The organism is Mesorhizobium sp. M7A.F.Ca.US.005.03.2.1, from assembly GCF_003997795.1.
GTDB classification, from domain to species: Bacteria; Pseudomonadota; Alphaproteobacteria; order Rhizobiales; family Rhizobiaceae; genus Mesorhizobium; species Mesorhizobium ciceri.
This window is the reverse complement of record NZ_RZRP01001524.1, coordinates 1-605: the sequence shown is the minus strand read 5'-3', so window position 1 is coordinate 605 and position 605 is coordinate 1. Positions and strand designations below refer to the sequence as shown.

The window sequence follows — 605 nt, the reverse complement described above, 5'->3', positions numbered from 1 at the left end:
CCATATCATCGAGATGATCTTCCTGACGCCCGACGGCTTCGAGGGCGGCGGTGTCGACAACATCCTGCGCGTTGCCATGAAGGCTTCGGAGCAGGATGCCGGCAGCCCGCTGATCGGCATTCCGGCCAAGATTGCCGACGGCTTCTTCCTCGTCGCGCTCAACGACACCAAGGCCGACGAAGACGCCAACATGACCTTGTTGCGCGGCCAGGACTGGATCGACGTGCCGGTGGTCTACAAGACCGGACGGCGGGCGTTGCTGACCATGGAAAAGGGCATTCCCGGAGAGAAGGTGTTCGACGAGGCAATCAAGGCCTGGCAGGCCAAGACGGCAGGCTGAGACGCTGTAGCCGCCGTTCAGAAGCCCTGGAACAGCATGTCGAGCGCAGCGACGATGTCGTCGTGGTGCTTGATCAGGTTCAGCTGACTTTCGCCTAATTCGCTGGCAGAAACGGTGGCAACCAGGTGTGTTGCCATAACGAGCTTTCGACCGTTGATCTCAAAAATCGGATGAAGCTTTCGCATCGGCGGTGGCACCATTGCGACCGGCAGAAGCGGCACGACCACCCGCGTCTTGAAATTGTCGAGCAGCTCTGACTGAACGT

General features: G+C 59.8%; 1 protein-coding gene and 1 pseudogene. One reads left to right on the top strand and one right to left on the bottom strand.

The annotated features are described in order from the left end of the window. A pseudogene (locus EN991_RS38890) lies at nucleotides 1–340 on the top strand (hypothetical protein); the annotation flags it as partial. 17 nt (nucleotides 341–357) lie between these two features. On the opposite strand, the gene EN991_RS38885 reads toward EN991_RS38890, so the two are convergent. Then, on the bottom strand, nucleotides 358–605 hold a 248-nt coding region (locus EN991_RS38885), incomplete at its 5' end, for a CcdB family protein (protein ID WP_127370667.1).